This is a genomic window from Cupriavidus sp. BIS7 (genome assembly GCF_000292345.1).
Taxonomy (GTDB): domain Bacteria; phylum Pseudomonadota; class Gammaproteobacteria; order Burkholderiales; family Burkholderiaceae; genus Cupriavidus.
Genome location: NZ_ALOU01000007.1, coordinates 119569 through 143941 on the forward strand (window position 1 = coordinate 119569; position 24373 = coordinate 143941).

The 24373-nt window shown below is 63.7% G+C and carries 23 protein-coding genes; 7 read left to right on the forward strand and 16 right to left on the reverse strand.

The annotated features are described in order from the left end of the window. Positions 1–337 precede the first annotated feature (337 nt). Entirely contained in the window at positions 338–1465 is a 1128-nt protein-coding gene (locus B552_RS0102410) for an asparaginase (RefSeq protein ID WP_019447400.1), read from the forward strand. Positions 1466–1493: 28 nt separating this feature from the next. On the opposite strand, the gene B552_RS0102415 is transcribed toward B552_RS0102410, so the two are convergent. Beyond that, positions 1494–1964, reverse strand: coding sequence for a PaaI family thioesterase (locus tag B552_RS0102415; RefSeq protein ID WP_019447401.1), 471 nt, complete (start codon positions 1962–1964; stop codon positions 1494–1496). A 151-nt stretch (positions 1965–2115) separates the two neighbouring features. Between B552_RS0102415 and B552_RS0102420 the strand changes: the two genes are divergently transcribed. After that, the gene (locus B552_RS0102420) at positions 2116–2367 is read left to right on the forward strand and encodes a DUF1289 domain-containing protein (protein WP_026035242.1); all 252 of its coding nucleotides are present in this window, start codon (positions 2116–2118) and stop codon (positions 2365–2367) included. 33 nt (positions 2368–2400) lie between these two features. Here B552_RS0102420 and B552_RS0102425 read toward each other — a convergent pair whose 3' ends face one another. The 4 genes from B552_RS0102425 to B552_RS0102440 all read right to left on the reverse strand — a co-directional run bounded on the left by B552_RS0102425 (position 2401) and on the right by B552_RS0102440 (position 7979). Further along, positions 2401–3117 (reverse strand): MOSC domain-containing protein, encoded by a 717-nt coding sequence (locus B552_RS0102425; protein ID WP_019447403.1) that lies wholly within the window; start codon positions 3115–3117, stop codon positions 2401–2403. Then, entirely contained in the window at positions 3114–3842 is a 729-nt protein-coding gene (locus tag B552_RS0102430; protein WP_019447404.1) for a glutamine amidotransferase, read from the reverse strand. The genes B552_RS0102425 and B552_RS0102430 overlap by 4 nt, the downstream gene beginning before the upstream one ends. A 105-nt stretch (positions 3843–3947) precedes the next feature. Further along, on the reverse strand, positions 3948–6422 hold the full coding sequence (locus B552_RS0102435) for a penicillin acylase family protein (protein WP_019447405.1): 2475 nt from the start codon (positions 6420–6422) through the stop codon (positions 3948–3950). Between the two features lie 126 nt (positions 6423–6548). Beyond that, positions 6549–7979 (reverse strand): aldehyde dehydrogenase family protein, encoded by a 1431-nt coding sequence (locus tag B552_RS0102440; RefSeq protein ID WP_019447406.1) that lies wholly within the window; start codon positions 7977–7979, stop codon positions 6549–6551. 202 nt (positions 7980–8181) lie between these two features. Between B552_RS0102440 and B552_RS0102445 the strand changes: the two genes are divergently transcribed. Beyond that, positions 8182–8838, forward strand: a complete 657-nt coding sequence (locus B552_RS0102445) for a hypothetical protein (RefSeq protein ID WP_019447407.1) — start codon at positions 8182–8184, stop codon at positions 8836–8838. A gap of 44 nt (positions 8839–8882) precedes the next feature. On the opposite strand, the gene creD is transcribed toward B552_RS0102445, so the two are convergent. The 8 genes from creD to queE all read right to left on the reverse strand — a co-directional run bounded on the left by creD (position 8883) and on the right by queE (position 17267). Beyond that, complete coding sequence (creD, locus tag B552_RS0102450) at positions 8883–10259, reverse strand: cell envelope integrity protein CreD (protein WP_019447408.1); 1377 nt, start codon at positions 10257–10259, stop codon at positions 8883–8885. Positions 10260–10377: 118 nt separating this feature from the next. Next, on the reverse strand, positions 10378–11817 hold the full coding sequence (creC, locus tag B552_RS0102455; RefSeq protein WP_019447409.1) for a two-component system sensor histidine kinase CreC: 1440 nt from the start codon (positions 11815–11817) through the stop codon (positions 10378–10380). 6 nt (positions 11818–11823) lie between these two features. Then, positions 11824–12522 (reverse strand): two-component system response regulator CreB, encoded by a 699-nt coding sequence (creB, locus tag B552_RS0102460; RefSeq protein ID WP_019447410.1) that lies wholly within the window; start codon positions 12520–12522, stop codon positions 11824–11826. 271 nt (positions 12523–12793) lie between these two features. Further along, entirely contained in the window at positions 12794–14416 is a 1623-nt protein-coding gene (locus tag B552_RS0102465; protein ID WP_026035243.1) for an ABC-F family ATPase, read from the reverse strand. Between the two features lie 235 nt (positions 14417–14651). Further along, entirely contained in the window at positions 14652–15572 is a 921-nt protein-coding gene (gene ldcA, locus B552_RS0102475) for a muramoyltetrapeptide carboxypeptidase (RefSeq protein WP_019447412.1), read from the reverse strand. Next, positions 15569–16138 carry a tRNA adenosine(34) deaminase TadA gene (tadA, locus tag B552_RS0102480; RefSeq protein WP_019447413.1) on the reverse strand — a complete coding sequence of 190 codons (570 nt, stop codon included), beginning with the start codon at positions 16136–16138 and terminating at the stop codon, positions 15569–15571. The genes ldcA and tadA overlap by 4 nt, the downstream gene beginning before the upstream one ends. 7 nt (positions 16139–16145) lie before the next feature. Further along, positions 16146–16628, reverse strand: a complete 483-nt coding sequence (locus tag B552_RS0102485; protein WP_019447414.1) for a 6-carboxytetrahydropterin synthase — start codon at positions 16626–16628, stop codon at positions 16146–16148. A 3-nt stretch (positions 16629–16631) separates the two neighbouring features. Beyond that, the gene (queE, locus tag B552_RS0102490; RefSeq protein WP_019447415.1) at positions 16632–17267 is read right to left on the reverse strand and encodes a 7-carboxy-7-deazaguanine synthase; all 636 of its coding nucleotides are present in this window, start codon (positions 17265–17267) and stop codon (positions 16632–16634) included. 451 nt (positions 17268–17718) lie between these two features. On the opposite strand from queE, the gene B552_RS0102495 reads away from it, so the two are divergent. Continuing rightward, positions 17719–19263, forward strand: coding sequence for an MFS transporter (locus tag B552_RS0102495; protein ID WP_019447416.1), 1545 nt, complete (start codon positions 17719–17721; stop codon positions 19261–19263). A gap of 54 nt (positions 19264–19317) precedes the next feature. Further along, positions 19318–20550: an amidohydrolase family protein gene (locus B552_RS0102500; RefSeq protein ID WP_019447417.1), complete on the forward strand. Its 1233-nt coding sequence runs from the start codon at positions 19318–19320 to the stop codon at positions 20548–20550. Positions 20551–20554: 4 nt separating this feature from the next. Here B552_RS0102500 and B552_RS0102505 read toward each other — a convergent pair whose 3' ends face one another. Together B552_RS0102505 and B552_RS0102510 are read right to left on the reverse strand one after the other, a co-directional pair. Then, positions 20555–21067 carry a DUF1993 domain-containing protein gene (locus B552_RS0102505; protein WP_019447418.1) on the reverse strand — a complete coding sequence of 171 codons (513 nt, stop codon included), beginning with the start codon at positions 21065–21067 and terminating at the stop codon, positions 20555–20557. A gap of 119 nt (positions 21068–21186) precedes the next feature. After that, entirely contained in the window at positions 21187–22233 is a 1047-nt protein-coding gene (locus B552_RS0102510; protein WP_019447419.1) for an endonuclease/exonuclease/phosphatase family protein, read from the reverse strand. Positions 22234–22442: 209 nt separating this feature from the next. On the opposite strand from B552_RS0102510, the gene B552_RS0102515 reads away from it, so the two are divergent. After that, the gene (locus tag B552_RS0102515; protein ID WP_019447420.1) at positions 22443–23057 is read left to right on the forward strand and encodes a DUF2239 family protein; all 615 of its coding nucleotides are present in this window, start codon (positions 22443–22445) and stop codon (positions 23055–23057) included. Between the two features lie 61 nt (positions 23058–23118). On the opposite strand, the gene B552_RS0102520 is transcribed toward B552_RS0102515, so the two are convergent. Further along, complete coding sequence (locus B552_RS0102520) at positions 23119–24156, reverse strand: alpha/beta hydrolase (RefSeq protein WP_026035244.1); 1038 nt, start codon at positions 24154–24156, stop codon at positions 23119–23121. A 59-nt stretch (positions 24157–24215) separates the two neighbouring features. Between B552_RS0102520 and B552_RS29340 the strand changes: the two genes are divergently transcribed. After that, complete coding sequence (locus B552_RS29340; RefSeq protein WP_280949268.1) at positions 24216–24341, forward strand: hypothetical protein; 126 nt, start codon at positions 24216–24218, stop codon at positions 24339–24341. Positions 24342–24373 lie beyond the last annotated feature (32 nt).

Here is a 24373-nt window from a genome sequence, read left to right on the forward strand (position 1 = left end):
TCCTCACGGAAGATGCCGCTTTGTCTTATCTGGCATACGTTTGCGGGTTGTGCCTTTATTGGTGCAGTTGTCGACGCAACTTGAGTGCCTCGGTATAGTGCACGCTCCGTGGCGCCTGAACTGCAGGCCCTCTCCCCCGCCCCTCTCCCGCGCGCGGGAGAGGGGAGAACACCGAACGCATTTGAAATGACGTCGGTCTGCTCCCCTCTCCCGTGAAACGGGAGAGGGGTCGGGGGAGAGGGCATTGCCGTTCCAGTGCTGCGGTTTCATGACCCCAACCACAAGCGGCAAGCATGCCTCCACAAGAGCCATGCGATCTGCCGCCATGAGGAGAATCATGCAACATCCTGCCCACCTCAAACCCCTGGCCGCCCTGCTGCTTTCGGCCACCCTGTTCACCGGCGTTGCACACGCCCAGCTGAGCCCTGCCCCGGCCACCGCCACGACGGCACCGGCCGGCACCACGGCCGAAGCCCGCAAGGCCAACATCGTGATCATCGGCACGGGCGGCACCATCGCCGGTGCTGGCGCGGCGGCCACCAACACGGCGGCGTACCAGTCCGCCGTGGTACCGGTCGACAAGATCATTGCTTCCGTGCCGGAAATCTCGAAGATCGCCAACGTCAAGGGCGAGCAGGTCTTCCAGATCGGCTCCGAGAGCTTCAATAACGAACGGCTGCTCAAGCTGGCCAAGCGCGTTTCCGAACTGCTCAAGCAGCCCGATGTCGACGGTATCGTGATCACGCACGGCACCGACACGATCGAAGAGACCGCCTACTTCCTGAACCTGACGCTGAAGAGCGACAAGCCCGTGGTGGTGGTCGGTTCGATGCGCCCTGGCACGGCGCTGGGCGCCGATGGCTCGCTGAACCTGTACGATGCCGTGCTGGTGGCGTCCAACCCGGCATCGAAGGGCAAGGGCACGCTGGTGGTGCTCAACGACGAGATCCAGACCGGCCGCGACGTGACGAAGACCAACACGTTCAAGGTCGAGACGTTCCGCTCGCCGTTCGGCCCGCTGGGCTATGTGGTGGAAGGCCGCACGCTGTATTTCCGCCTGCCGGCCCGTCCGCACACCACGCAGACCGAGTTCGATATCGACAAGATCGACAAGTTGCCTGAAGTGGCCATCGTCTATGCGTACGGCAACATGAACCCGGCCGCCGTCGATGCCGCCGTGAAGAGCGGCGCCAAGGCCATCATCTTCGACGCCACCGGCAATGGCAGCGTGGGCGACTACATGGTCGAGCCGCTCAAGGCCGCACGCGCCAAGGGCGTGTTCATCGTGCGTGCGTCCCGTACGGGCAGCGGCGTGGTGATCCGCAATGGCGAGCAGCCTGACGACAAGTACGACTGGATCGTGACCGACGACCAGATCGCACAGAAGGCGCGCATCCTGATGGCGCTGGCGCTGACCAAGACCAACGACCCGAAGGCGCTGCAGCAGATCTTCTGGAAGTACTGATCCCCGGAGGCCGGCAGCGTCCGGCCCGCTAGATCAGGGCCGTGCTCATCAATGCCTTGGCAACGAGCACGGCCTCCGTATCACCACTCCCATCCGTATCCTGTTCCGCGTCCTGTACCGCATAGACCGAGACCTCGGTCGCCACCTGCCGCTTGCCCCGGCGCAGCACGTCGGCAACGGCGCGCAGGGTTACCGCCCTGGCCGGTGCCAGGTACTGGATCGACAGTGAGCCAGTTGCTCCGGTCTTCACGACATCCAGATCTACCGCCGAAAACGCCGCGGCCGCACCCGCCACATCGATCAGCGTGGCAATCACGCCGCCATGCACGATGTCACCGACGGTGATATTGGCCATGCTGAATGGCAGCAGCATTTCCACGTGATCGGCAGAAAGCGAATCGATCCGGATACCGAGCGCGCGCGCAACCGGCGAGGCAATCAGCACCGACTCGATCATCGCCGCATTGCGCGGCTCCACAGGTCTGCTTGGCTCGGCCATCGGCAATCTCCCGGAAATTGGCTGCGGTGGAATCATGACCCGTCCAGCGTAGACGGGTGGCTGCACGACCACAATGACGTCGCGGGTAATCCCCGATCGGCGGACGTTTATAATGTGCGGCCTGTCGTTTCCGTACCGCCCGCACCGCCTTATGCCCGTCAATCCGTCCGAGTCACTTGCCCCGTCCGACACCGCCGCAGCCGATGGCCAGGCGCGCCTGGGGGACCGCCCGGACAGCCCGTGCGTCGGCATCTGCTCGACGCTTTTCGACGAGGTCTGCCAGGGCTGTGGCCGCACGGCCGCCGAGGTCAGCAACTGGGTGTTCTTCAGCGAAGAGGAAAAGCAGGTGATCTGGGAGCGGATCACCCGCGAAGGCACCGCACGGCGGTTCCAGCAGGACTGACCGTCCGGCGCGGCCAATGCGGCCAACGCGGCATCAGCCGCCGGCCAGCCGCCTTTCCATATCCTCGACCACATGGTTTGCCACGCGCTGGCGGGCCAGCTTGCGCCAGCTTTCGGCCAGCGGAGGCAGTTCGGCCATCTCGGCCAGTGCCGCGTAGTTGAGGCGATCCACATAGAGCACATGCAGCAGCCGCTGCAGACTCCACTGCGGGTACGGGCGCGCCACCAGCACCAGCCTGTCGCCGGACGAGACTTCGCCCTCCTCGATCACCCGGTAGTACCAGCCCGTGCGCCCACTCTCCTGCACGGCACGGGACATCCCCGCAAAACCGAATCGGTGATTGAGCTTCCAGCACGGCTGGCGCGCCTGCGAGACTTCCACCAGCGCCGTACCGATACGAAAACGGTCGCCAATGCAGATATCTGCTTCCGTCAAACCCTGCGTGCTCAGGTTTTCGCCGAATGCCCCCGCGTGGTCCAGCACCCCGACTTCGCCGCCCTGCGCCGTCAAAGACTCGCGCCACGCGTGATAGTGATCGCGTGGATAGTGGTGAATGGCCTTTTCTGGGCCGCCGTGGTGCTTCGGGTCGCCTTGCTCGTCGATATCCAGGCCAAGCGTCGTGACTTTCACCGGGCCGTCGACCACGATCTTTGCGATGCCGCTGGGCAAACCCTTCGGGCCAAATGGCCGGACCTTACCGGCCAGCACCGCGGCAATGTCGATGTCGATGTCGATTCCCTCATCCTTCACAGGCCAGCCTCCTCCATCCAGCGCGCGAACATCCGCTCGCCGGCACTGGCAACCGTCGCGCCGATCTCGGCGGTGCGGCGGCGGATCGTACGCGGGTCGATACCGGCGCGGGCCAGTTCGACCGTATGGCCGATCAGCCAGGTCTCGATATCACCGGCCTTCACTTCGGGATGGAACTGCAGCGCCAGCACATGCTTGCCGATTGCGTAGGCCTGGTGCGGCGTGGCGGCCGTCGAGGCAAGCAGTTCGGCCCCGGCTGGCAGGTCGAAGGTATCGCCGTGCCAGTGCAGCACGTGCCAGTCTGCCTCGGCCAGCGTAGCCAGCGGCGAGCCTTTCCCCGCGTCCGTCGGCGTAATTGGCGCCCAGCCGATTTCCCGTGTTCCCGGGTACACGCGCGCACCGGCGGCGGCCGCAATCAATTGCGCCCCCAGGCATGCACCGATCATCGGCCGGCGCGCATGAAGCCGCTGGCGAATCACCGCGATCTCGGCTTCGAGCCATGGATAGGCTTCGGTTTCGTAGACGCCGATCGGGCCGCCCAGCACCACGAGCAGATCGGCCGGATCGGCCTGCACCGGCGTCAGGTCGTCCACGCCGGCCTGGTAGATGCGGATCTCATGGCCGCGTGCGCGGGCGGCATCGGCAATCACGCCCGCGTGCTCGAAAGCCACGTGCTGGATAACGTCAGTACGGCGCGAGCCTCGGCCCGGCTGGATATCGCTCATCGAATGACTCCTGCGGAAGAAAGCCCCGACATGTTAACGCCGGTCCGTGATCCACCCATCCGCACTGACACAATCTTTGACACCCTGCGCGTGCCTTCGGATACTTCAGTGCCCATCCTGTCCATCGGTAGCGGGCCGCAGTACCAGTGTGTCGAAGCTGTCGCCGCCCGGATTGCGCCGATGGGCACCAATCGTAATGAACTGTACTGCCGCCCATTTCTCGGTCCAGTCGCGGTAGTGGGTCGAAAGTGGATTGCCCGATTGTCCGGTCGACGTCATGAAGCGCGACTCCGACAGATCGGCCAGATCGTAGATCGCACGCACGCTGGCCGCGTGAGTGCTTTCGAATGGCGCATGTTCATCGCGAAGGTTGTGGCGGCCCACATCGATCGTATAGGTGTCGCCGCCGGTCGGCACGCGCACGTTGAACAGGCTGGCCAGGTACGGCACCTTGCCGAATGGCTTGTGCTCGGCGCGCGCGGTGTGGGCCTTGCCCCAGCGCCACTTGCCCGGGTCGTCGCCATAGCGCCGGTCCAGGTCGGCGATGGCACGTTGCCAGGCCAGCCCAATTGTGTCCGCGCAGCTCTCATGCGCCGTCGTACGGGAGTTGTCGCACCAGAACGCACCCATGCCCTTCGGATCGCGCATGGCATTGAGCATCGGCAACTGGACGTTGCGCTGTTCCCAGAGCCGGTTGAACTGGGCTTCGCCAACCTTGTCCTCAAACAGCAGGCGCGACAATTCGCGCAGCCAGGCGGTCACAACCAGCGGCTCGGCACGATCCGCTGCCATGGTGCCGTCCCACTTGCGCAGCGCGTCAAGCAACGCGCGTTCGCGCGGCGGGCGCGTGGCGTCGCTGGCCACGGGCGCGGCAAGCAGCAGCGGCAGCGCGTCGCGCACCGCCAGCGAGACTACGTCCTTCTGGATCGCGGCAAACGTGTCCGGCGTATGGTGCGGTTCGGCCTCCAGCAGCGTGCGGATACGCTGGTATCGATACGGCACCGTCCATTCGCTCGTGATGAAGTACGGATAATCGTCCGGCACGATCTTCTGGTTGGCCGTGGCGATCATGCCCTCTGGCGGATTGAATCGCTGCGGCAGCTTTTCGAACGGCACGAAACCCTGCCAGTCGTAGCGCGCATCCCAGCCCGGCGCCGGGGCCAGGCCCATGAGGTCGTTGTCGGCGCGGCGCAGCGGAACGCGCCCCGGCGCGATATAGCCGATATTGCCATCGACGTCCGCATAGACGATGTTCTGCTGCGGCGCGTGGAAATCCCGCAGGGCCGCCAGAAAAGACTTCCAGTCGGATGCCTGGCTCATCTTCAGGCCGGCCTGGAACGTGCGGTCATCGGCCCGCAGCGCGGTCCACTGGAACGCCACTACAAACTGGGCGCCAAGCGGCTTTGCCGCAGCGCTGATCGGCTCCGCCACATCGGACATGACCGGACCATGGCGCGTACTGCGCACGGTCAGCGTGACATCGGGCTCGCCCTTGACGTGGATGGTCTCGGTGCGCGTCGCGAACTCCGCCCAGCCATCCGGCGTCTGGTAGCGGCCTGGATTGGCGGGGTCGATCCGTTCGATATAGAGATCCTGGACATCCGGCGCGGTATTGGTGAATCCCCATGCAATGCGCTTGTTGTGCCCCAGCACCACCAGTGGCTCGCCGGGCAGCGTGGCTCCGGTCAGCTCCAGGCCCGGCGCCTGCAGATGCGCGAAATACCAGAGCGCAGGCGCCTGCAGCCCCAGGTGCGGGTCGTTGGCCAGCAGCGGCTTGCCACTGCGCGTGTGAGCCCCGGAGACAACCCAGTTGTTCGATCCCATCCCTTCGACGTAACCGGACGGCGCCTGCTGCACCACGCGCGCCATGGCGGTGGCCACCGGGGCGAGCTGGCGATAGAAGCTTGCATAGTCCATCGTCCGCAGCGGCTTGTCGCCCGGATACGGCGCCAGGATTTCGGCGATACGCGCCGTGGGCAGTTGCTGCGCCAGCCCCATGCGCAGCACTTCCTGCGTCCAGTTGCCGCCCAGGTCCCACGCCATCATGGTCTGCCAGCCCAGCGTGTCGGCCGGCTCCCAGTGCTCGGGCCGGGTACCGAGAATCAGGAATTCGGGCGGCAGGGCCGACTTGCGCGTATCGATGAATGCATTGACGCCATCGGCATAGGCCTGCAGCACGGCGCGGGGCTCGGGTGGCATCTGCGCAAGGATCGCCTCGGCATTGCGCCGCACGCCCAGCGTGCGCAGGAAGCGGTCGGTATCCAGCGCACTGGGGCCCAGGATCTCGGCCAGCCGGCCTGCCACGATGCGCTTGCTCATCTGCATCTGCCAGAGCCGGTCCTGCGCATGCACGTAGCCAAGCGCGTAATAGGCATCGAGCGCGTTGGCCGCCTGTATATGCGGTACGGCATTGCGGTCGCGCACCACGATGACACGGTCCCGCAGGCCCGTCAGGCGCAGGGTACCGGCCACATCCGGCTGGGACGCCTGCCGGTACCAGATATAGCCGCCAATCGACGCGGCTACTGCCAGCAGCACGATGCCCAACAAACCCAAGCCCAGCCGTTTCAACCAGCGCATCAACTTTCCCCGTGGACAAACGCAAGACAGACGCAAGACAGACGCAACAAATGGCGTCATCAACGACGCCATAAAAAAATGCCCGGACATGCCGGGCATTGATGATATCGCGAACCCAATCGCCGATCAGGCGGGCTTCTTGAGTTGCAGCGACTTGTACTCGAGGAATTCCTCAAGGCCGAACTTGCCGCCTTCGCGGCCGTTGCCTGATTGCTTGTAGCCGCCGAACGGCGCATTCATGTTGAACGGCCCACCGTTGATATCGACCTGACCCGTGCGGATACGACGTGCCACGCGGATCGCGCGGGATTCGTCGCCCGACCAGACCCCGCCGCCCAGACCATAGATGCTGTCGTTGGCGATGCGGATGGCCTCGTCCTCGTCGTCATAACAGATGACCGAAAGCACCGGCCCGAAGATTTCCTCCTGCGCCACGGTAGCCCTAGGGTCCACGTTGCCGAGCACGGTCGGTTTGACGAAGAAGCCACGGTCCAGGCCGACCGGGGTGTCGGGGCCGCCCGCCACCAGCTCGGCACCCTCTTCCAGGCCGCGCCGGATGTAGCCGGTGACGCGCTCCTTCTGCACAGCGGAAATCAGCGGTCCAAGCTTCGTGCTATCGACGAGCGGATCGCCCACGGTAAAGCCTTCCACCACCTTGGCGGCGATCGCCTTGACCTCGTCATAACGGGAGCGCGGCACCAGCATGCGCGTGTGCGCCGAGCAGGTCTGACCGGAATTCAGGAAGCAGGCGCTGATCGTGCCCTTGACGGCCGCCGGCAGGTCCGCGTCGTCCAGAACCACCGATGCCGACTTGCCGCCCAGTTCCAGCGCCACACGCTTGACCGATTGCGCTGCCAGTTCCGAGACGCGCTTGCCCGCGCGGGTCGAACCGGTGAACGACACCATGTCGACCTCGGGATGGCTCGCCAGCACCTCGCCCACCACCGGGCCATAGCCGGTGACGAGGTTGAACACGCCAGGCGGCAGGCCGGCGGCCTCGATCACTTCGGCCAGCACGAAGGCGTTGAGCGGTGCCACTTCAGACGGCTTGAGCACCACCGTACAGCCGGCGGCCAGCGCCGGCGCCACCTTCAGCGTGATTTGGTTCAGCGGGTAGTTCCAGGGCGTGATCGCCGCGACAACGCCAACCGGCTCACGCACGACCAGCGAATTGCCGACCTGCTCCTCAAACTCGAACTGTTCGAGCATCGCTGCGGCCTGGCCCCAGTTGTACACGGGTCCACCCACCTGAATGGCGCGAGCCAGCTTGATCGGCATGCCAACTTCGCCGGCAATCATCTGCGCCAGTTCTTCGGTTCGCGCCTTGAGCCCTTCGGCAATCTTGCGGATATAGCCGGCACGCACGGACGGCGGCGTGCTCGACCAGCCGTCGAACGCGGCGCGCGCTGCGGCGATGGCGTTTTCGGCGTCACGGGCATCCCCCTCGGGGATCCTGCCCATGACATCTTCGGTGGCGGAATGAATGACATCGATGGCCCCCGTGCCGTGGGGTGCCACCCATGTACCGTTGATGAAAAGTTTGTCTCGTTGTTGCATGGCCACAGTTCTCATTAGGTGGATCGGCGGTTGCAATTTTTTTTGTTACTTTCGTGGTGCACCACATTGTAGAGCGGTTTGCAGTTCGGATTTTCCTGCGACGCAACCCGCTCCGGACAACAAGATGGCGATAATCGGCCGCGTACCACAAACTCCCGAGGGGCTCGCCGCGGGCGGCCGAACCATAACAAAGGAGCGAGACATGGTCGATCCGGTCTATCGCAAGACGGAGGCAGGACACGAGGAGATCCGCACACGCGCGCGCAAGCTTGACCAGAAGCTGCGCGCGTTGCTGCTGATTGTGAACGGGGAACGCGTGAAATCGGAGCTGTTCGCGCAGGTAAGCGGCCTGGGCGTTGCCGAGGAAGCGTTCGATACGCTGCTTGCGCTTGGGCTGGTCGAGCCGATGGCCAGCGCCAATCCGGCGCCCGCCGCTGCCGTCGCCCGCCCGGCCAAGCCCGCCACGCAGCGCGCACCGGCCGAAACCAATCTGTTTGCAGCCTACTCCGCGTTCAACACCGCTGACGGCAAGGGCATCGACGATGTCCTTGCAGATACCACGATCGCCACCGGCGCCAAGGCGCCCCCGGCGCCCCCGGCCAGATCAGCCCCGACGGGCACGGACAGCTATCAGCGGCTGTACCACTTCTTCACGGATGTGATCGGAAATCATCTCGGCCTGCGCGGCTACGTGCTGCAGGTCAAGGTGGAAAAGGCGTCCACGCTGGTGGAACTGGCTGCCTTGCGCGATACGCTTGGCGCGGCACTGCAGAAGGCCAAGGGCGAGATCACTGCACGCGCGATCGTCGATCAGCTTGACGAGATGCTGGCGGAGATGGGGGTGGCGCCGGCACGGTAGCACCAATCGTCCGTCGCACATTCCAGTGCGACGGACGATGCCGCTCAGATCGTTTCTTTTGCCGGAGAAAGTAGCTCGACCTGCTGTGGCTGGTCACCCACCGTATACCAATCCACCTTGCGCGTAATCGTCATGATGCAGGCAAGCATCACGAACAGCAGCAGCGATCCCAACGCCAGCGCGCTGTCCTCTGACACCAAAAGGCCATAGAGCGCCCCGTACAGTGCGATCAGCAGTAGCGCGAAACCCGCGCCACGCCGCCAACTCCGCAGCACGAAGGTCAGGTAGAAGCCCAGCAGACCAATGCAGGCCGCACTTGCCGACAGATAGGCAAACAGAAACGGCAAATGTTCCGAAAGGCTGACCAGCAGCAGGAAGAACAGCGCCAGCGCGAGCCCCGCCAGCAGGTACTGGACCGGGTGAATGCGCAATGCCTTCACGATTTCGAACAGATAGAGCCCGGCGAAGGTCAGCAGCACGAATAGCAATCCGTACTTCACCGCACGTTGCGCCTTGACGTAGATATCGACCGGTTCCATCAGCGTCACGGACGGCGCCTGCAACGCTGCCGTCTGGCCTGCCCCTGGTGCGCCGGCCAACTGGTCACGCACGCGGGTATTGAAGGCGGTGACCGACCATTCCGCGGCAAAGCCATCGTCCTTGACGGTGCGCTGGCGAGGCAGGAAGTCACCGTCAAAACTGGGATGCGGCCATTTGGAATGCATCGTGAACTGGTTCTGGTCCCCTATCGGTGCCATCGACATTGACCGGGCGCCCAATACGGACAGCGTCAACTGGAACGGTACGATGCGCGACTCCAGCGGCTTGCCCGCGGCGCCCCCTGTGTCCACCCGAGCATGCAGCCCCTGAGGCAAGGTATCGAGCCGGGTCCCCTGCTGCAGGGCAATGGGCTTGCCGTCAAGGTACAGCACCGGCTGCGAAATCAGCCCTCGCATGTCGCCCACCCCAAGCACCACGTAGGGCTGCCCCATCTCGAAGCGGACATGGTCGACGGACTTGCGCAGGTCCTCGGTCGAAGTCAGGTCGGGCAGCGCGATCGTACCCGACCATTGGCTCGCGGCCTCATAGACAATGGTCTTGTGGATGCCCCGGTAGCGCTCGCCAGGCATCATCTCGGCGCGCATCTGCAAAGTCTTCGGGAATACCAGCAGCTGCCGGGATTCCTCTCGAAACTGTGGTGGCAAGACACCCGCCACTGCGATGACTTCCTTGTATGGCACGACGATGATCGGGCCGGTCAGGGTCTGGGGCCCGGCATAGCTTTGCCAGATGCTGCGCTCGGCGGCATCACGATACTCACTACGTTCGCTTACGATGCCAAGCACCATCTGCAAGGCAATCCACAACAGCAGGATCACGCAGGCGATGATCGCGATTCGGTAAAACAGAGCCTTGTTCATGAGAGTCTTGCGAGTGGAGATGCAGCAAGACTAGCCACTGGATGTGGAGCGAACGTGGGGTGGACGTGAAGAGATCAGGAAGAGCCCTTAGCGTCGCCTTACCGCGCGCTGGCAGCACTCAGGTCGCGGCGGGCAGGACCAGTTCCGCGCGCGCGCCGCCGCCCTCGCGATTGGTCATGGTGACCGTACCCTGGTGCAGCAATGCCACTTCCCGAACCAGGCACAAGCCAAGGCCAGTGCCGCGATCACGTCCGTCAGGGCGTGGCAGCGAATAAAACCTCTCGAACAGCCGAGGCATCGCATAGTCGGGGATGCCTGGACCACGATCGTCGATCCTGACCACAGCCTGGTCCTGCTGTGGCGACAGCTCAACCGCCACATCGATTGCCGTGCCCGCAGGCGCGAAATCAAGCGCATTGTCCAGCAAATTGATGATTGCCTGACGCAGCAGGAACACGTCACCCGTCACCACCAGGCTCTCGGCCGGCGGTTGCCAACGCAGCTGCACAGCGCGCCGGCGCGCCCTGGGTTCCAGCGACTGCAGAATCTGCCCGATCTCATTCGCCAGCGTCACGGACTCACGATTTTCCAGGTGCTGGCGCTGCTCGACTTCCGCCAGCGTCAACAGTCTGCGAATCAACAGATCGAGCCGCTGCGCCTGGCTACGGATGTTGCCGACAAAACGCTGGCGATCCGAAGCGGGCATGTCTTCCTGCAGCAACTCCGCTGCGCCGCCAATGGCCGCGAGAGGGCTCTTCATCTCGTGCGTAAGGGTGTGGATGTAATGCTCCACATACTGTTTGTCTTCCAGACGCAGGCGCATGGTCTCCACGGCGCGGCCAAGTTCGGCCAGCTCGCTAGCGCCCCGCAGCGGCATCTCGGCACGCTCGCCAGCGGCCACTGCCCGCGCATAGCGCTGCAGCTTGCGCAAGCCGAACACCAGCCAGAGCGTACAGGCCACGCCAATCACCGCCGCGCCACCGATCAGCAGCAGGCCGTAGGTCAGGATGATCCCCTGGCTACGCGCGATGAATGGCGCCACGGTCTGGTTTGGCTTGGCCACGGTCAGCACCCCGATAATCCGCTCGCCATCGCGGATTGGGGCCGCCACGTACATCACCGTACTGTTCTCGTCGTCGGGAACCGAGCGCGTACTGCGCGCACCGTACTTGCCCTGCAGCGTCAGATAGACGTCGTTCCAGCGGGAATAGTCCTGACCAACCGCAGCGCCCAGCGTATCGAAGCGGACGATGCCATGATCGTCCGTGATGTAGATGCGATAGCCGACCGCATCCTTGTGCATGCCCCACACGCTGGCATCGATGGGTCGCTCCCGGAGTTGCGCCAGGCGGTGTGCAAACCCTCCATCCGCGATGTGACCGTTCTTCAGGTCGTCCGCTGCCAGCACGGCCAATACGTGTGCGGTATCAACCAGCGTGTCTTCCATTGCCTGACGCACCCCTGGCTTGACCTCCTGGACGAACACGCGCAGCGTCAGGAATGCGGCCAGGCCGACCACCAGAAAGAAACCGAAAAAGATACGCAGGCCGATGTGCATGGACGGTCAGACTTCCAACGAATACCCCATGCCGCGATGCGTGCGAATCGGGTCGCCCGCCGGGTCCACCTCGCGTAGTTTCGCGCGAAGGGTCTTCACGTGGGTGTCGACGGTCCGGTCGACTGTATCGAGCGCGTCCTGCCATACCAGGTCCATCAGTTGCGCACGGGCATAGATTCGCCCCGGGTGCTGCACCAGCAGCGCCAGCAGCCGGTATTCGTAGCGTGTCAGGTCCAGCCACTGGCCCCGATACGCCACCCGCGCACCCTCAGGATCATGGTGGAAGCCATCCATCCGCTCGGCCGCTTGCGCTGTCATGACCACGACGGGCTCGGATCGACGTACCCGACGCAGAATCACGCGCACCCGCGCCGCCAGTTCCCTGGGGGAAAACGGCTTGACCACATAGTCATCGGCGCCAATCTCCAGGCCGACAATCCGGTCTATTTCCTCGTGGCGGGCCGTAAGGAAGATCACGGGCACATCGGTGAACGTCCGCAGTGTCCGGCAGACTTCGAAGCCGTTGATGTCGGGCAGGCCCACGTCGAGCACGACAAGATCCGGCTGTTGCGCCCGCAACCTTGCCAGCGCCTCGCCGCCCAGCATGCAATGTTCGGCCTGCATGCCGTCCGTACGCAGGGCATACAGGATCGTATCCGCAATGGCGGACTCGTCCTCGACCACAAGAATGGATGGCTGTTTCATTCGGGCGCTGCATCGGCAGGAATGAAGCGCATTATCCGCCATTGCGGGCTGGTTCGGCCACGCGCAGAAGTTGGCGGACGCGACGAAGAAAGGCGGCGATGTCGGCTGGTCGACGACGTCTCATGTGCAAGCCCCCGGTGAGATGGAGCTGCCAGTGTCGACATGTCCGGTGAAGGGACGGTGAGCCGAATGTGAAGGCGGGAGTGTGAAATTGCCCCCCTTTCACATCACATACGGGTGAAAGGGGGAAGTACGACCAGGAGTCGAGACCTTACGCCTCGATACCCTGCGATTGCAGGTACTCGTCGTACGTGCCGAGGTAGTCCGTGATCGAGCCGTCGGCGCGGACTTCGATCACGCGCGTGGCCAGGCCGTTGATCAGTTCGCGGTCATGCGAGACGAAGATCAGCGTGCCGGGGAACTTGTCCAGCGCGATCTGCAACGATTCGATCGACTCCATGTCCATGTGGTTGGTCGGCTCGTCCATCGCCAGCACGTTGTGGCGGCCCAGCATCAGCTTGCCCCAGATCATGCGGCCCTTCTCGCCGCCGGACAGCACCTTGACGTTCTTCTTGATGTCGTCGGCCGAGAACAGCAGACGACCCAGCGTGCCACGCAGCGACTGGTCGTCGTCGCCGGCCTGCGTCCACTGGCTCATCCAGTCCATCACATTGACGTCATTCGGGAATTCTTCGTACGTGTCCTGCGGCATGTAGCCGACGTTGGCGTTCTCGGCCCACTTGACCGTGCCGCGGTCCACTTCCACGCCACGTTGCACGCCGGTCTCCACGACGCTGTTCAGCAGGCTGCGCAGCAGCGTGGTCTTGCCCGCGCCGTTTTCGCCGATGATGGCCACGCGCTCGCCGGCCTGGACCGCCATCGACAGGTTGTTGATGATCTTGCGGTCGTAGGTCTTGGTGATGCTCTCCACTTCCACGGCCAGGTTGTGCAGCTTCTTCTCGAACTCGAAGCGGACGAACGGGTTCTGGCGCGACGACGGCTTGATGTCCTCGACCTTGATCTTGTCGATCTGCTTCAGGCGCGAGGTGGCCTGGCGGGCCTTGGACTTGTTGGCCGAGAAGCGGCGCACGAAGTCCTGCAGTTCGGTGATGCGTTCCTTGGCGCGCGCGTTGGCGGCCACCTGGCGCTCACGGGCCTGCATCGACGCCTGCATGTAGTCGTCGTAGTTGCCCGGATAGACCTTCAGCGTGCCGTAGTCCATGTCCGCCATGTGCGTGCACACGGAGTTCAGGAAGTGACGGTCGTGGGAAATGATGATCATGGTGGAATTGCGCTCGTTGAGCACGTCTTCCAGCCAGCGGATCGTATTGATGTCGAGGTTGTTGGTCGGTTCGTCGAGCAGCAGCACGTCCGGATTCGAGAACAGCGCCTGCGCCAGCAGCACGCGCAGCTTCCAGCCCGGGGCGATCTCGCTCATCGGGCCCTGGTGCTGGTCCGTCGGGATGCCCACGCCCAGCAGCAGTTCGCCGGCACGCGCTTCGGCCGTGTAGCCGTCGTACTCGGCATACTTGGCCTCCAGCTCGGCGGCCTTCATGTAGTCTTCGTCGGTGGCCTCGGGGTTCGCGTAGATCGCGTCGCGCTCGCTGGCGGCGGCCCACATTTCCGTATGGCCCATCATCACCACGTCGAGCACGCGGTTGTCTTCATAGGCAAACTGGTCCTGACGCAGCTTGCCCAGGCGAATACCCGGCTCCAGCATCACCGTGCCCGCCGACTGCTCCAGATCGCTGCCCAGGATCTTCATGAACGTGGACTTGCCGCAGCCGTTCGCGCCGATCAGGCCGTAGCGGTTGCCCTCGCCGAACTTGACCGAGATATTCTCGAACAACGGCTTGGGGCCGAACTGCATGGTGATGTTTGCGGTAGAAAGCACGTCTGGAACCTTGTCTGGATGTCGGTGTGCCGCTTGGGCACCCTGGTATGGCTGCTGGCAGCCGGCATCAGCGCCCGGCGCAGCGAAATGGGGAAATAACCCGCAATTTTACCACTCGCGGGTGTATCTGGTAAGCCGCCAGCCAGCCCGGTGCTGGCCGGGTGCCGGCCTGATGCCGGCCCGGTTGCAGCTTGAAGCGTGGTTAAGGCGTGGTCAAAGCGTGGTCAAAGCGTGGTTAAAGCGTGGGATAGCCGGACATGGCCAGCGTGAACCCGTCGGCATGTGCGGTCAGGCGCGCGTTGCCGCCCACCGGCAGCGTCAGCTTGCGCGTGCAGTGGCCAAACGGCAGGCCCGTGAGCACCGGAATGCGCAGTTGCTCGCGCACGTAGTCGAACACGGCGTCCATGTTGTAGCCGTTGTCGTAGTCGGTGGTGCGGTAGTTCGAGAAATCGCCGAGCACGATGGCCTGCTGCCTGGCCAGTACGCCGGCATGCAGCAGTTGCAGCAGCATGCGCTCCACACGGTAAGGCGGCTCGTTGATGTCCTCGAGGAACAGGATGCCGCCATCCACCTTCGGCATATACGGCGTGCCAGGCAGCGTGCACAGCATGGCAAGGTTGCCGCCCCACAGCGTGCCCTCCACGGTGATCGGCGCGGTCAACTGGGGCGACTCGACTTCGACCGTGTAGGCCGGATCGTGCAGGATGCCTTCGAAATGCCGCCACATGTAGGGGTCCACGCGCTCCTCGCCAAAATCGGCCAACAGCATCGGGCCGGCGAACGACACTCCGCCCGCAAGCGCCAGGTAGGCAAGCTGGAACGCCGTGAAATCGCTATGGCCGACAATCGGCGTACCGCTCGTCTTCGCCTGCGCGGCGATGCGCGCGAAGTCGATCCGGTCGAGCAGACGCGCCAGGCCGTAACCGCCGCGCACAGCGAGCGTCAGTTCGCGCGCCGTGCCGGTGCCGATCGCATGCAGGTCGGCCAGACGTTCTTCGTCGGTACCGCCAAAGCGCAGGTAGCGGCGCGCGAGCACATCGGGGTTGTTGACGTGGTAGCCGTGGTGCTTGAGCCAGGCACAGCCGCGTGCGGCAACGGCAACGTCGTGGGGATAGCCGGACGAGGCAATCAGGCGGACTTCAATGGACTGGCTCATGTTTCGGATGTCGGGTCGGAAGCCTGAATTTTCCCCGAATCGGCCTCCGCTGGCGAGACCTGCAAGGCTCTTGCCGCCTTCTGCGCCCGACGCCGCGCGCCAAAGAAATCGCGCAGCAACTGGCCGCATTCCTCGGCCATCACGCCACGCGCAAGCGTGGTCTGGTGATTGAGCGTGGCCTGCGCGAACAGGTCGACAACACTGCCGGCCGCGCCAGTCTTGGGGTCGGCCGCGCCGAATACCACGTGGCGCAGACGCGCATGAAGGATCGCGCCGCTGCACATCGCGCACGGCTCCAGCGTCACGTAGATCTCGCACTCGGGCATGCGGTAGTTGCCGAGCACCTTGGCCGCGGCGCGCAGCGCCTGCATTTCCGCATGCGCGGACGGATCGACCGAGCGGATCGGCAGGTTATGGCCGCGCGCGATGATCTTGTCGTCCCAGACCACGACGGCGCCCACCGGCACCTCGCCGGCCGCTTCGGCCAGCCGCGCCTCTTCCAGCGCGGCGGTCATGTAGAAGCGGTCGCGCGCGGCGGCGTCGGCAAATACGGGCGCGCCTGACATGGAACGCTCAGTCCTGCGCCGGCAGGCTGCTGCTGAGCGGTGCGCTGACTTCGGCCCAGCAGTTCGGCGTTTCGAACAGCACCAGCCTGGTCAGTTGCAGATGATGACCAAAGCAGTCCTTGAAAATCGGCGCCAGGATGTCGAAGGCCACCTGAGCGAGGTTCTCCACGGTCGGGATGCTGTCGATCACCACGGTTTTGTGGTTGTCCATCGACTGCAGGAAGTTCAGCAATGCGGTATCGCCGCGATAGATCAGGAACGCGTGATCCCACTTCGACACAAGGTGCTCGTTGGCGAGCGACTTGATATCACCGAAGTCCAGGATCATGCCGTCGTCGGGCGCGCCTTCCTGATGCAGGACCTCGCCCGAAAGCGTCAGGTCCAGGCGATAGCGATGGCCATGGATATTGCGGCACTGGCCGCCATGGCTGGGAATGCGGTGGCCGGCATCGAATTCGAGGCGGCGCGTAATGGAAACTTGTTTGCTCATGTGTCAGCGAATGCCCAGCAGCTTGTGAGTCTGCAGCGAGAGGCGCCAGCGCGGATGGCGCTGGCAGAACTCCACCGCCGCGGCCGTATTCTGTCGCGCCAGCGGGCCATCCATGGCCTGCACCATGAAATAGCGAAAATCCAGTTGCTCGTATGCCGCGAAGTCCTGACCGTCCTGCGGAATCACGACCTTGAGTTCGTCGCCCTTCTTCACCACCAGTTCCGAACCCATCTTCGGGCTCACGCAAACCCAGTCGATCCCATCGGGTACGGGCAACGTCCCATTGGTTTCGATGGCGATCTCGAATCCCTGCGCGTGCAGCGCGTCGATCAGCGGGGTGTCCAGCTGAAGCAACGGCTCGCCGCCGGTGCAGACCACCAGCGGTTTGCCGCCCGCAACCTGCGGCCATTCGGCAGCCACCACCGCCGCCAGTTCCTCGGCAGTCTTGTACTTGCCGCCCAGCGTACCATCGGTCCCGACAAAGTCCGTGTCGCAGAACTGGCAAACCGCCCGCGCGCGATCTTCCTCGCGGCCGGTCCACAGGTTGCAACCCGAGAAGCGGCAGAACACCGCGGCGCGGCCGGCGTTGGCGCCTTCGCCCTGCAGCGTATAGAAGATTTCCTTGACGGCGTAAGTCATGCGATTGAGTCTTGAATGTCCGGTATCTGCTTAAAAATTAGGCAAAAGCCGATGGATGGGCAACCGGCGATTGTATCAAGAACCTAGGGTTTTCGCTAAGCAAGTGCTGACCCGTCCCATCAGGCAACCAGGAAACCCGGCGAGCGATACCTGCAACTGCCAGTTCACATAGTAAACCGCGCCAAATCCACTGGCACGCATCGTGTGGACGGTCGTGTCGTGGACCCGGCACAAACGCCCTGCCGGCGAGGCGCCGCCGATCGGACCGAATGCCATGTCACGCCAGTTGCCATGCATCAATGCGCGCCGAAGGCCCGCAGCCTGCATTCCTGCCTTTGCGCAACATGTCTTCTCCACATGACTGCTACGTTGTGCGCTGCATTTCGATGCATCGACAAGACGAACCAGTGCGGCGACCTCTCCGGTTGCTCTGCGAAAATAGGACACGACTGTGGCACACCGAGATCGCACCGCGGCGCAACCGCATCAGCCGCCTCCACCTCCAGCACCAGGCGGCCCCGAAGCAACCGGGGAAGCCGCAGCCGGGGAACCCGCCTTCCAGGGTAATGACCGGCTGCTGTTCGGCATCGTGCTTGGCGTCATCACATTCTGGCTGTTCGCACAGACCACGCTGAACATCGCGCCGGACATGGGCACGGACCTTGGCCTGCCCGCCACGACGATGAACATCGCCGTGGCAATCACCGCGCTGTTTTCGGGGATCTTCATCGTCTTCATGGGCGGCGTCGCGGATCGGATTGGCCGCCTCAGGGTTCTCCAGCTTGGCCTCTGCCTGAGCATCGCCGGATCGTTGCTGGTGGGGTTCGCACCGCCGGGGTCCCTTTCCGCGGCTTGCCTGATCCTTGGCCGCGCGTTGCAGGGCCTGTCGGCGGCATGCATCATGCCGGCCAGCCTGGCATTGATCAAGACCTACTGGACCGGCCCAGCGCGCCAACGAGCCATCAGCATCTGGTCGATCGGCTCCTGGGGCGGCTCCGGACTCTGCGCGCTGTTCGGCGGACTGGTCGCGCAGAACCTCGGCTGGCGGGCCATCTTCCTTGTGTCCGTGGCGGTGTCCATTGCCGGTCTGCTGATGATTCGCGGCACACCCGAAAGCCGGGCACGGAACATGCGGGACGCGAAGATCGACGGGTTCGGCATCTTCGCGTTCATGATCGCGATGATCTGCCTCCAGGTGGTTGTGACGCAAGGCGCGCGGCTCGGCTGGAGCAGTGCTCCCGTCCTTGTACTGATCGCCATCGCACTGGTCTTCGGCGTACTGTTCCTGCGTCACGAAGCACGTACCTCCGACGCACTGATCGATTTCGCGTTGTTCCGCAACCGGTCCTATACCGGCGCAACCATCTCAAACTTCATGCTCAACGGCGTGGCGGGCACGCTGATCGTCGTCATGCAGCTGGTGCAGATCGGCGGCAACCTGACCGTGCAGCAGGCCGGCATGCTGACCATCGGGTTCGCTGTCACGATCATTGCCTTTATCCGCGTCGGCGAGAAGCTGCTGCAACGATTTGGCGCGCGCAAGCCCATGCTGTGGGGCTGCCTGATCACAGGCATGTCGGTGGTGCTGCTGTCGATGACACACACGACACTGGCCGATTACAAGCTGCTGGCGTGCATCGGCTTCGCACTGCAGGGGATCGGGCTGGCGTTCTATGCCACACCGTCCACGGACGCGGCGCTGTCGGCCCTGCCGGAGAACCAGGCCGGCTCCGGAGCCGGCATCTACAAGATGGCGTCGTCGCTGGGCGGCGCGTTCGGTGTCGCCATCTCCGCCGCCATCTTTACCGCTGTCCGGGCCGACACGGGAGGCGGGCCCTGGCTCGACGGGCTGATCGACTTCCAGGGCGACCAGACGCTAGTCCCGATCCGCGAAGCGGCCACCCTCGCGCTGATGTTCAACCTGTGCATGATCGCCGTCGCAGCTGTAGCGATCATGCTGACAATTCCTCGAACCAAGGAACGCCAGTCCGCCTGACCCTGGCGCCGCGCCCCTGATCACAACCCGACAATTTCCAAGGAGCCAGTTCCCATGCCTGAATCCACAGTCCTTGTTTGCGGCAACCTGTTCAACGGCCTCGGCGACACATTGCTGGGCCCGGCCGAAATCCTGATCGAACATGACGCGATTGCGGCGATCGGCCCGTCTGTCGGTCGACCACGCAATGCACGCGTGATCGACTTGTCCGACCGCACCGTTTCACCAGGTTTCATCGACACGCACGTGCACCTGTTCCTCGACGGGATGAACCTGAAGCTGCAGATTCTCCAGTCAAGCGCATTCAAGGCGCTGCACGGCCTGCATCTGGCGCGCAGCTACATGCGCTACGGCTTCACGACGCTGCGCGACCTGGGCACTTTCGATCCGGAATGGCCCGGCCTGGACCTGCGCAACGCGATCAATGCCGGCGTGCTCCAGGGCCCTCGCCTGATCGTGGCCCCGCATATGATCAGCGCCTCCGGCGGCCACGCCGACATGCAGGCCGCCTTTCCGTGCCGTTGCCACCGGGGACTTTCCAAGACGGCCGACTCGCCGGAGCAGATCCGCGAACTGGTGCGCAGCCAACAGGCGCACGGCGCGGACTGGATCAAGGCGATGAACACCGGCGGCTACATGAGCTTTGGCGACGACCCCGCGCGCGTCACATGGTTCGAGGACGAAATGCACGCCGTGACCGAGACCGCACGGCAACTGGGCATTCCCGTGGCGGTCCACACTGGCGCCGCCGAAGGCTGCAAGCAGGCCCTGCGTGCGGGAGTCCGCAGTCTTGAGCACTGCTACCTGATCGACGACGAGGGCATCGCCATGGCCGAATCATCGGGCGCGTTCCTTGTGCCGACCATGCAGCTCACGCGCGAAGACAAGGACATGCTGCAGGCCGGTGAGCTTCCGCCACAGGCCGTGTGGAAGTTCGCGCGCGACATGGAAGAAATCGAGACCGCGCAACGGCGGATGACCGCCAGCCGTGCCAACATCGCCTTTGGGACAGACTGCGGCATGTTCCCGTTCTCGCATGGCGTTCTCGAATTCCAGGCGATGGTTGCAGCGGGCATGTCTGCCGCGCGCGCGTTGCGGTCTGCCACCAGCGTGGCGGCGGACCTGCTCCAGCGTCCCGACCTGGGCGTGCTGGAGGTCGGCCGCCAGGCGGACATCGTTGCCATGCCCGGCGACCCAACCACCGATATTTCGGTCACCACTCAGGTGGACTTCGTGATGCGTGGCGGCCGCGTCTTTCGGAATAGGGAGTTCGACCTGCTGGCCTGACGCTTCAGCGCGGCGGCGCGCCAATGAAGTCCATCTTGCCGATCTGCACACCCTTGTGGCGCAGGATGTCGTAGGCGGTGGTCACGTGGAAGAAGAAGTTCGGCAGCGCAAAACCAAGCAGGTAGCTCTTGCCGTCGAACGTAATCGGTCCGTTGCGCAGCTTGAGTTCGACCGGGCGCGCGTCGCTGCCTTCAAGCTGCGCAGGCTGGATCGTCTTCAGATAGCCGATGGTCTTGGCGATCCGCTCCTGCAGCTCGGGAAACGTCGTTTCATTGTCCGGGAAGGACGGAATGTCGATACCGGCCAGGCGCGCCGCACAGCCCTTGGCCGAATCGCTCGCGCGCTGCACCTGCGCCGCCAGCGGATCCATATCGGCGATCAGGCGCGTTTGAATCAGCTCGGCGGCGTCCATGCCCTGCGCCGTTGCGTGCGCAGCGCCTTTTTCGAGAATCGCGGACAGGTTTGTCAGCGCGCGGATGAATACGGGTATCGATACGTCGTACATCGAGAGGGCCATCGTGACTCCTTGCATGGAAACGTGTCTTGCCTTCATGCGGGGCCCCTGGCCCCGCTGGCGTGAGCATAGACCGGAATTCGCCAGGCCGTGCGATCAGGCTCTGAGATCAGGCTATGAGATCAAGATGCCAGACCAGCCAGGAACGCGTCCGCGTCGTCGATCCGGAACTCGAGCCACATCGGCAGGTGATCGCTCATCCGGTAGGTGCGCCAGTCCTTGAAACTTTGGCCGGGACGCGCCTGCCGCTCACGGGCGTAGTCCGCGGCATCGGCAAGCCGGTAGACGTGTTCGTAGATATCGAACACCCCCGCGCGCCCGGTCGGCTGCATATGGGAGAGCTGCTGCAAGTACGCGATCTGGTCGTAGTGGCGGCTCCCGTCCACATTCGAACCCGGTACCGACTGGAGCGCCTCGGGGATGACGAATCCGGCATCGGTAATCGCCTGCATCGTCACGTCGCGGCGATTGAAGATGTTGAAGTCGCCAAGCATGATCAGGTTGCCAGGCTCGGGCCGAATGCCCGGCCCCGGCTGAGGCGCCGCAGACAGCTTGCCTGCCGCCTTGGCGATGGTTTGGCTCAGCGCGGTGATTTCGGCCAGCCGGCGTGGGTCCGCCGCCGTGCCGGTGCCGTAGTAGATATGGACGGTTGCGAGCGTGAGGAAGGCCCAGCCGGCCTGGAACCCCGCCAGGTAGGGAGAGCGGGCCAATTGCACCGGCTCCGCCTTTGCACCGTTCGGCCTGGGCAGTACAAGCTCCGCCGCCAGCCCCGTGAAACGCACTTTGCGTCGATCGTAGAGATACGCCATGCGTTCGGCATTGCCTGACACACCGAGCGTGACGTCCGTCACCAGGTAGTCCCACCAGGCGGGTCCCAGCAAGTCGCGAATGCGCTGCAGCGGATAAAGCCCGTCGCGGACTTCCTGAATCGCAATGAGATCGAAACGGCTCAGGACCTCCGCGATGTAGTAGTAAGCCTCGTCCGAACGATAGCCAAACTTGCCGGAGTCGAACTCGCGAATGTTCCAGGTGGCCAGCAACAGCGTATCCGTGGCCGTCCGGGTGGGGATTTCGGTGGAAAGCGCCTGCCGAAGGCGCGTCAGGCCTTCAATCGTGCGGGTGCGGGTTTGGGGGTCGGCGATGCGCCCGATACCTTCGTAGCCTGACATCTGTGCCTCGGATCGTTGACGATTTGCTCGCAAATGGAGCCGTCGATCGTGCAGAGGCTTGGTCCGTGAAGCGTTGGACTCGGTCAAATTGCTGCAAGGCCGCGAACGGATTTCGTTGAACAGCCACGTAATTTGTACCCGGGTGATATTGCAATTCAATTTATACCCGGATATTATTCAACGGTGCTGACAAATTCACCCGCCCCGCCATGACCCAAACCGCTACCTACACCAGCTTCAACGGATACCAGCGCATCGCCTCCGGGCCGCTGCTGGCAAATGCCCTAGCCGTCAAACAGGTACTTGAAGCCGGCACGCCCGGCCCGGTATTGATCTTCGACGACGCCACCGGCCGCTCGATCGACGTGGACATCAGGGGAACGGAACAGGAGATTGCCAGCCGGTTGCCCACCGGAACCCCGCGAAACGAGCATCCGGACGACCAATTGGAAGCGTCAGAAACGTCGGAAGCGTCGGCGCCGAAGGGGCGCGGACGCCCGAAGCTGGGCGTGGTGGCGCGAGAGGTGACCCTGCTCCCAAGGCATTGGGAATGGCTTGCCGCCCAACCCGGCGGCGCGTCGGTGGCACTGAGGAAACTCGTCGAGGAAGCCCGCCGCACCGGCAGCGAAAAGGCTCGGCTCCGGCAAACCCAGGAGCGCGCCTATCACTTCATGCTGGCCATCGCGGGAGATCTGCCCGGGTACGAAGAAGCCACGCGCGCGCTGTTCGCCAACGATCAGGCCAGGCTGCAAGACCTGATCGGCGCATGGCCCACCGACGTGCGCAACCACGCGCTGCATCTGGCAGCTTCCGCTCCGGACTGAAAAGATAAAGGGGGGCGAAATGCCCCCAAGCGCGAAGGCGCCACGCACCGTCGCGTTTCACCTACTCTTCACGGGTCTCTCCTTGGCCGAGCGCCCGGTGGCGCTCGGCAGCCACGGAATCCTGAATGGTCGCAACAAGCTTTTCGAGAAAATCGCCGGCGTAGGACGTTTTGAGCTCCCGGTCCTCCAGGCGGTGATTGGCGTTAGGGTAGATCAGCAGCACCAGGTTCTTCTTGCCGGCTATCTCGAACCTTGCATAAAGGCGGCGCGCGGCATCAACCGGCACGGCTTCATCCTTTTCCCCCATGGCGGCGACGATCGGGATGTCTAGCTGGATCAGCTCGTTGCCGATATCGATATCCAGCAAGGAAGCCCAGTACTTGTGGCTGTGGCCCCAGACCTTCGCGTCGGTATTGTCGGGATCTCTCGCGATTTCCGCGAACCCCTTCTCCGGGTTACGCAAGTACCAGGTGGAACGCGACAGGCCCTGCAGGTTCTCCCGTACCGTCGTGCCGCCACCACCGATCAGACCGAGATGGGTGATCCGTCGGTCTGCATTTGCAATCTTGGTAGCGACGACAGCACCTTCCGAGGCCCCCATAAGCACGACAGCAGTTGGCTTGACGGAGAGCTTGGCCAATTGAGCATCAATGAACTCGCGCTGGTCGGCAACCGACTGCCCGATGAAATCCGTCTTGCGAAAGTCCGCCGAACAAGCGCCGCCTGTACGGTTCTCTTCATCGATCGATCGCTTCTGGAGCGCGAAAACCGTTGCATTGACCTTGCCGCGGATCGGCCCGAAGAAGGGACTCAGGCGATGTTTGATGCTGGCGCATCCGGAGCCGCTGATGAAAAAAATCGCGATCTCAGACGAATTCTCGATACCGAGTTCAAGGCGATAGAAGCGCGCATCCGCTGTGTCCAGAAAATGGAAGGACTCGCCGCGGACAGGCAGCGTCTGTTCAGCAACGTTGTCGGGCATGGTGGAGCAGCCCGTCTGGACAAGTACCAAATAAATGGCCGCCAGCGCAGTCGCCCAGTACCGCAACGTGGTCTTGGCGACTGGCCCGCGACGAAGTCGGCTATCGAGTGGAACCATGAGAAACCTCTGCTCCTTCTAATGGAGGGATGGTGCCCGCGAAATACCACAAGAGGATCATGAAGCAGAGCACAGCGCAGGCAAGCAGCGACATTTGCCAGCCCAAAATACCCACCAACCCAAAAGAAGAAATTGACGACCGGCAGGCGGCGTCAAAAAAGCCCGCGTCGGTGACGCGGGCTTAGCTGTGTTCTCGTGCTACTCGAAGCCAGCAGGT

Bases quoted from the DNA above. Each gene is read 5' to 3' on its own strand.
- B552_RS0102410 (WP_019447400.1), top strand. From the start codon at position 338: ATGCAACATCCTGCCCACCTCAAACCCCTGGCCGCCCTGCTGCTTTCG.
- B552_RS0102415 (WP_019447401.1), bottom strand. From the start codon at position 1,964: ATGGCCGAGCCAAGCAGACCTGTGGAGCCGCGCAATGCGGCGATGATC.
- B552_RS0102420 (WP_026035242.1), top strand. From the start codon at position 2,116: ATGCCCGTCAATCCGTCCGAGTCACTTGCCCCGTCCGACACCGCCGCA.
- B552_RS0102430 (WP_019447404.1), bottom strand. From the start codon at position 3,842: ATGAGCGATATCCAGCCGGGCCGAGGCTCGCGCCGTACTGACGTTATC.
- B552_RS0102435 (WP_019447405.1), bottom strand. From the start codon at position 6,422: ATGCGCTGGTTGAAACGGCTGGGCTTGGGTTTGTTGGGCATCGTGCTG.
- B552_RS0102440 (WP_019447406.1), bottom strand. From the start codon at position 7,979: ATGCAACAACGAGACAAACTTTTCATCAACGGTACATGGGTGGCACCC.
- B552_RS0102445 (WP_019447407.1), top strand. From the start codon at position 8,182: ATGGTCGATCCGGTCTATCGCAAGACGGAGGCAGGACACGAGGAGATC.
- creD (WP_019447408.1), bottom strand. From the start codon at position 10,259: ATGAACAAGGCTCTGTTTTACCGAATCGCGATCATCGCCTGCGTGATC.
- creC (WP_019447409.1), bottom strand. From the start codon at position 11,817: ATGCACATCGGCCTGCGTATCTTTTTCGGTTTCTTTCTGGTGGTCGGC.
- creB (WP_019447410.1), bottom strand. From the start codon at position 12,522: ATGAAACAGCCATCCATTCTTGTGGTCGAGGACGAGTCCGCCATTGCG.
- ldcA (WP_019447412.1), bottom strand. From the start codon at position 15,572: ATGAGCCAGTCCATTGAAGTCCGCCTGATTGCCTCGTCCGGCTATCCC.
- tadA (WP_019447413.1), bottom strand. From the start codon at position 16,138: ATGTCAGGCGCGCCCGTATTTGCCGACGCCGCCGCGCGCGACCGCTTC.
- B552_RS0102485 (WP_019447414.1), bottom strand. From the start codon at position 16,628: ATGAGCAAACAAGTTTCCATTACGCGCCGCCTCGAATTCGATGCCGGC.
- queE (WP_019447415.1), bottom strand. From the start codon at position 17,267: ATGACTTACGCCGTCAAGGAAATCTTCTATACGCTGCAGGGCGAAGGC.
- B552_RS0102500 (WP_019447417.1), top strand. From the start codon at position 19,318: ATGCCTGAATCCACAGTCCTTGTTTGCGGCAACCTGTTCAACGGCCTC.
- B552_RS0102505 (WP_019447418.1), bottom strand. From the start codon at position 21,067: ATGGCCCTCTCGATGTACGACGTATCGATACCCGTATTCATCCGCGCG.
- B552_RS0102510 (WP_019447419.1), bottom strand. From the start codon at position 22,233: ATGTCAGGCTACGAAGGTATCGGGCGCATCGCCGACCCCCAAACCCGC.
- B552_RS0102515 (WP_019447420.1), top strand. From the start codon at position 22,443: ATGACCCAAACCGCTACCTACACCAGCTTCAACGGATACCAGCGCATC.
- B552_RS0102520 (WP_026035244.1), bottom strand. From the start codon at position 24,156: ATGGTTCCACTCGATAGCCGACTTCGTCGCGGGCCAGTCGCCAAGACC.
- B552_RS29340 (WP_280949268.1), top strand. From the start codon at position 24,216: ATGAAGCAGAGCACAGCGCAGGCAAGCAGCGACATTTGCCAGCCCAAA.